This window comes from Cetobacterium sp. (assembly GCF_048470075.1).
Classification (GTDB): Bacteria; Fusobacteriota; Fusobacteriia; order Fusobacteriales; family Fusobacteriaceae; genus Cetobacterium_A.
The window spans coordinates 21,115-27,387 of the sequence record NZ_DBGBQB010000053.1; the positions used below are offsets into that span (position 1 = coordinate 21,115).

General features: G+C 31.0%; 5 protein-coding genes. All 5 read left to right on the plus strand.

Annotated features, from left to right (window positions below; genetic code table 11):
* The first annotated feature begins 8 nt into the window (after window positions 1-8).
* The gene (locus ACMOUI_RS01795; protein ID WP_418964036.1) at window positions 9-1,037 is read left to right on the plus strand and encodes a M50 family metallopeptidase; all 1,029 of its coding nucleotides are present in this window, start codon (window positions 9-11) and stop codon (window positions 1,035-1,037) included.
* A gap of 22 nt (window positions 1,038-1,059) precedes the next feature.
* Window positions 1,060-1,668 (plus strand): TetR/AcrR family transcriptional regulator, encoded by a 609-nt coding sequence (locus tag ACMOUI_RS01800; protein ID WP_418964037.1) that lies wholly within the window; start codon window positions 1,060-1,062, stop codon window positions 1,666-1,668.
* A gap of 194 nt (window positions 1,669-1,862) precedes the next feature.
* Complete coding sequence (locus ACMOUI_RS01805) at window positions 1,863-3,248, plus strand: sigma 54-interacting transcriptional regulator (RefSeq protein ID WP_418964038.1); 1,386 nt, start codon at window positions 1,863-1,865, stop codon at window positions 3,246-3,248.
* Window positions 3,249-3,282: 34 nt separating this feature from the next.
* Window positions 3,283-5,031 (plus strand): peptidylprolyl isomerase, encoded by a 1,749-nt coding sequence (locus ACMOUI_RS01810; protein WP_418964039.1) that lies wholly within the window; start codon window positions 3,283-3,285, stop codon window positions 5,029-5,031.
* A 145-nt stretch (window positions 5,032-5,176) separates the two neighbouring features.
* On the plus strand, window positions 5,177-6,273 hold a 1,097-nt coding region (gene dnaG, locus ACMOUI_RS01815), incomplete at its 3' end, for a DNA primase (protein WP_418964040.1).

Genomic DNA, 6,273 nt, shown 5'->3' on the forward strand with positions numbered 1-6,273 from the left:
GAGGAATAATGGATATAATAATAGCACTACTATTACTGGGATTAATAATTTTTATACATGAGTTAGGACATTTCTTAGCTGCTAGATTTTTTAAAATGCCTGTTTCAGAGTTTGCAATTGGAATGGGGCCAGAACTATATTCCTATTACAATGGAAAGACTCTATACTCAATAAGAGTTATCCCAGTTGGTGGATTTGTAAATATCGATGGAATGGAAGTTGGAAGTAAAGTTGAAAATGGATTTAATAGTAAACCACCAATGGCAAGATTTGTAGTTTTGTTTGCAGGAGTTTTTATGAACTTTATGCTGGCTCTAATAGTGATATTTGGAATAACTTTTGCCAGTGGAAAAGCTATACAAAACACAAATCCAATAGTTGGAAATATAATTAAAGAGGCAAAAGCATCATCTGTTTTAAAAGAGAAAGATGTTATAAAAGAGATTGATGGAACAAAGATATCCACATGGGCTCAAATAGGAGAGACAATTTCAAAGGACTCTAAAAATAGAGATACTCTAGATGTTATGGTAGAAAGAGATGGAAAGGATTTATCATTGACAGTACCATTGACTAAGGTAGAGGAGGGTAGAGCTCCTATAATGGGTATAATTCCAGAGTATAAATTTGAGAGATATGGGTTAGTAGACGGTGTTAAGCAATCATTTAAAATTTTTATAGGAGTTTTTGAAGACACTCTAGGTGGAGTTAAGATGCTTATAACAGGTAAAGTGAAAGCTAAAGATATAAGTGGTCCTGTTGGAATTGTAAAAGTGGTTGGAGATGCAAGTAGAAGTGGAAGTTCTGGAATTTTATTGTGGCTATTAGCTATACTATCTGTAAATGTGGGAATCTTTAATCTCTTACCTTTCCCAGCTTTAGACGGTGGTAGAATCATATTTGTAATTTTAGAACTGGTTGGAATAAAAGTTGATAAAAAACTAGAGGAAAGAGTTCACACTATTGGAATGTTAATGTTATTTGGATTAATTATATTTGCAACAGCTAATGATATATTTAATATTTTTAAATTTTAAAAAAGACTAAGGACGTGAGATTGTGACGAAAAGAGATCGTATAAAGAGGACTGCAACTATTTTATTTGCAGCTAATGGAATTAGAAACACAAAAATAGAGGATATAGCAAATGTTTTAGGAATGGCAAAAGGTGGATTTTACTACTATTTTAAAAGCAAGGAGGAGCTACTATTAGAGATAATGGATAACTCTGTAATAAGCAGAAAAGAGTTTTTAAAAGAGGTAGGAGATTTGGATATCCCTTTTGAAGAAAAATTAAAAATGATTGTTAGAAGAAGATTAACACTGAAAGATGACAGATACAATCTATTTTTATTCGCTAAAATATATGAAAATGGAGAGATAAACTTAACATATGATGAGTATATGAAAAGAGATATTATATTTAGTGAATTTCTAAATACTAATAAGGAGCATATTAAAGAGGAGTACAGAAGTGAAATAGAAAAAATAAGAACAATGTTAAGCTCATCTTTGACCACTCTACTATTATATTTAATAACACAGACAGGAATTGATGTTGTAGATGAAGAGAGCTATAAAAAAATGGTTGAAAAATATGCTACAATCAATATCTCTAAAGAGATTGAAATGTTTTATAATCTGTTTTTAAAGTCTATGTTAAAATAGTTTATATAAAAAAATAACATAAGATATAAAATATAGTGGAATTAAAAAGGAAAAAATAGAAAAAATTAGAACTAATGTTTAGAGTGAAACTCTTTGAAATAAACTAGAACAGAATTTTTCAAAAAAGTCTTGAAAAATAACAAAATATCAATTATAATACATTGTTATCGAAAATAGAAAGTAGGAGGAATATGATGAAAAAATCAATATTAGTAGTTTCAGAAAGAAAAGAAACTTTAAAGCAAGTAAGAAAAGCTTTATCAGAAGTTTATGAAATAATAACATTTAATAATTTATTAGATGCTTTAGATATGTTAAGAGAGAGTGACTTCGATGTAGTTTTACTAGACGAGTATTTAACTTGGTTCAACTTTTCAGAGGCTAAGAGAAAGTTAAATGGAATAGGAAAGGACTTCGTAGTTATCGGATTATTGGACGAAGAGAATGAAACTTTAATCCAAGAGATGAAGGAAGCGGATATCTATAATTACCTATTAAAGCCAGTAGATGTTAAAGAGATGAACAGAATAATGATACCAGCTTTAAGAAACTTAGAGATTGTAAAAGAGAAAAGAAAATTAGAGGAAAAACTTTCTGACACTGAGGACGAAAATGAGATAATTGGTCAATCAGCTAGAATTAAAGAGGTAAAGAACCTAATTGAAAAAGTGGCTGAAAGTGATTTAACTGTTTTAATAACAGGAGAAAATGGAGTAGGAAAAGAGTTAATAGCTAAAGAGATATTCAAAAAGAGTGACAGAAGAAAAGAGAACTATATCACAATCTCTTGTGCTTCATTACCTGAGGATTTAATCGAAAGAGAACTTTTCGGTTATGAGAGAGGAGCTTTTTTAGGAGCTACAACAAGTAAAAAAGGAATTTTAGAAGAGGCTGATGGAGGAACTGTGTTCCTTGATGAGATTTCAGCAATGGATTTAAAAGCTCAATCTAAAGTTTTAAGAGTTATTGAGTATGGAGAGTTTAGAAGAGTTGGAGGAAACAAATCAAGAAGAGTTGACGTTAGATTTATAGTTTCAACTAATAAAGATTTAAAAGAGGAGACAGAAAAAGGAAAGTTCAGAAAAGATCTATACCATAGATTGACAGCATTCCCTATTGAAGTTCCACCTTTAAGAGATAGAAAAGATGATATTCCAATGTTAGCAAACTACTTCTTAAACAAAATAGTAAAAGATTTAAGAAGAGAGATTCCAGTTATCTCTGGAGATGCTATGAAATACCTTATGGAATACTCATATCCTGGAAATATCAGAGAGTTAAAAAATATGATAGAAAGAATGGTTATTCTATGTAACGATAGAAATATCGACGTTGAGGATCTGCCATTAGAGATAAAAATGAAATCTGATACAGTTGAAAATAAAACAGTTATCGGAGTAGGACCTTTAAAAAATATATTAGAGCAAGAGATCTATGCATTGGATGAAGTTGAGAAAGTTGTAATAGCTATGGCTTTACAAAAGACAAGATGGAACAAGCAAGAGACTTCTAAGCTTTTAGGAATTGGAAGAACAACGCTATATGAGAAAATTAGAAAATATGGTTTAGATACAAAGTAATTAAATCTTACAAAACTTTTCGGAGGGGTTAAATATGGCAATTAGGAAGTTTAGAAAAAACATGAAGCCAGTAATTTGGGTAGTAACAATATTCTTTTTAATAAGTTTAATAGCTGGTTATGCAATGTCATTTAAGAATACTTCAGCTAACTCACAACTGGCGTTTAAGTTAAATGGGAAGAAAGTTAGTCTGATGGAAGCTCATAGATCTATGGCTATCATGTCAGAGAATTATAAAAGATATTTAGGGGCTAATATAGACCCTGAGCTTATGAATACAATAGCTTTTAATGAGGTTATCAATAGAAATCTTCTATTGGAAATGGCTGATAAATTAAAGATTAAAGTTTCTAGTTCAGAAGTAGATGCTCAAATGGATCAGATAAAAGCGTCTTTTCCAGATAAAGAGCAGTTTAAAAGTGCACTTTTAAGCCAGGGATATACTACAAAAACTTTAGAGAAAGAGATAAAAGAAAGTTTGATACTTCAAAAAGTTTCTGAAGCTATAACTGGAAGTGTAAAAATTACTCCTGAAGAGATTGATGAGTATTACTCAGACTATAAGTATACAATGTTCCAAGGAAAACCATTAGATGAAGTAAAGGCTCAGATTGAGCAAGCTTTAAAGGCTCAAAAAGGTGCTGAAGTTTATGCTGAGGATATGTCTGAAGCTAGAGCTAAGATGAACCTTGTAGATTTAGATAAGAGTTTAGATCCTTATGTAGAGAAAGAGGAGTTTGAATTTGATGGAGTTAAAGTAAACAATGTGGAGTATGCTAAGAGAGTATTAAATACATTAGCTATGACAAAGGGTGATTTAGCTCAAGCTAAGGAGTTAGCAAAATCTTCAATTGAATCAGAGATAAAACTTTTAAAAGCAGCGGAAGCTAAAGGGATTAAAGTGGACACAGCATTACCACTAGACCTTCAAGTTGCTAATGCGGTAAAAGAACTTTACAATAAGTTAAAAGCTGATGTTACTTATACTCAAAATGATTTAAAAGAGTTTTTTGAAGAGAATCAACTAAACTATGACACATTGAAAAGTGCAGATGCAAATATAGCAATTTTAAAAGTGCAACCTACTGAAGCTGATGAAGAGGTAGCAAAAGCAAAAGCTGAAGATGTACTAAAAAAAGTAAATAATCAGAACTTTGCAGAGATGGCTAAAGAGTACTCTGATGGACCAAGTGGACCAAATGGAGGAGCTTTAGGAACTTTCAAAAAAGGGGATATGGTAAAACCTTTTGAGGATGCGGCATTTGCAGGTGTTGCAGGAGAGGTATACCCTGAGGTTGTAAAAACTCAGTTTGGATATCATATAATCTTTGTTGAAGCTAAGGATGAGAAAAATGGAACAGTTACAGCTAGCCATATTCTAATAACTCCTGAACCTTCAGAGGAGACATTAAACTCAAAAGATAGCCAAGTTTCTGAAATAGTAAAAGATTTAAGTAATAAAACAATAACTTTTGAAGATTTAAAAAATGATAAAGATATTGTTTTCTCTGAAAAGATAGATGGAATAACTGAAGAGGGATACATACCTGGACTAGGATACAATGAGGAACTAGCTAAGGCTGTATATGACTCTAAGTTAGGAGAAGTAGGATTTGTAAAAGATCAAAAAGATTTTATAATCTATAGAAAAGACTCTCAAGTAGATGAGAAAAAAGCTACTTTTGAAGAGTTTGAAAATCAAGTGAAAACTGATTATGTAAACGCAAAAGCTCAAGAAGCATTGAAAGAGATTGAGTTAAGTACTCAAGATACAGAAAATTAAAAAGTTTAAAGAAGGATATTGAAAATCCTTCTTTTTATTTTAAAAAAAAATTGCATATTTACCAGAAATATAATATAATTTAGGATAGAGCGGTTTGCTCTTAAATATTTTTTACTTAAAAATCTAAGAGATTAGGAGAATATTAATGAAATATAAATCAGAAGATATTGATTTATTGTTACAACAATTACATATTGAGGAAGTTGTAGGAGAGTTTGTTGATTTAAAAAAAACAGGAGCCAACTATAAAGGCCTGTGTCCATTTCACCAAGACAATAACCCATCATTTGTAGTGAGCCCCAATAAAAACATCTGTAAATGTTTTGTATGTGGTGCTGGTGGAAACCCTATAAAATTCTATTCAGAATATAAAAAAATATCTTTTGTTGAAGCAGTGGAAGAGTTAGCAAAAAAATATAATATTCCAATAAAAAAAGTAGGAAATAATAAGGTTAATGAAAATAAAGAGTACTACGAGATTATGGAGGAAGCTCATAACTATTACAAAGATGAGATATTTAAAAATACAGCTAGAAATGCCTTAGAATATCTATCAAAAAGAAAGATAAACCCAAAGTTAATAAAAGAAAATGAGATAGGATATGCACCAAGTGGTTGGACTGGGCTTTATGACTATCTGATAACAAAGGGGTTTGAAAAGGAAAAGATATTTATTTTAGGATTGGCCAAAGAGAACGAAAAAGGAATCTATGACACATTTAGAAATAGAATAATTTTTCCTATATATTCAGTGGCAGGTAAAATTATAGCGTTTGGAGGTAGATCATTAGAGGATAGTAAGGAGATTCCTAAATATATTAACTCTCAAGAGACCCCTATTTTTACAAAGGGACGGAATCTTTATGGTTTTATTCAAAAAGGTAGTAATATCAAAAAGAAAAATTACTCCATTTTAATGGAAGGATATATGGACGTTCTGTCAGCCCATTCCTATGGCTTTGATGTGGCTTTAGCGCCCTTAGGAACTGCTTTAACAGAGGAGCAAGCACAGCTGTTGAAAAAATATACAAACAATGTTATTTTATCATTTGATATGGATGAGGCAGGACAGAAAGCGACAGAGAGGTCTATACTGATATTAAAATCAGAGGGATTTAACATTAGAGTTTTATCCTATAAAGATGCTAAAGATCCAGATGATTATCTAAAAAAATATGGAAAAGAGGCATTTTTAAAAGTTGTAAAAGAGTCTTTAGAGGCATTTGACTATCTATATCTGAG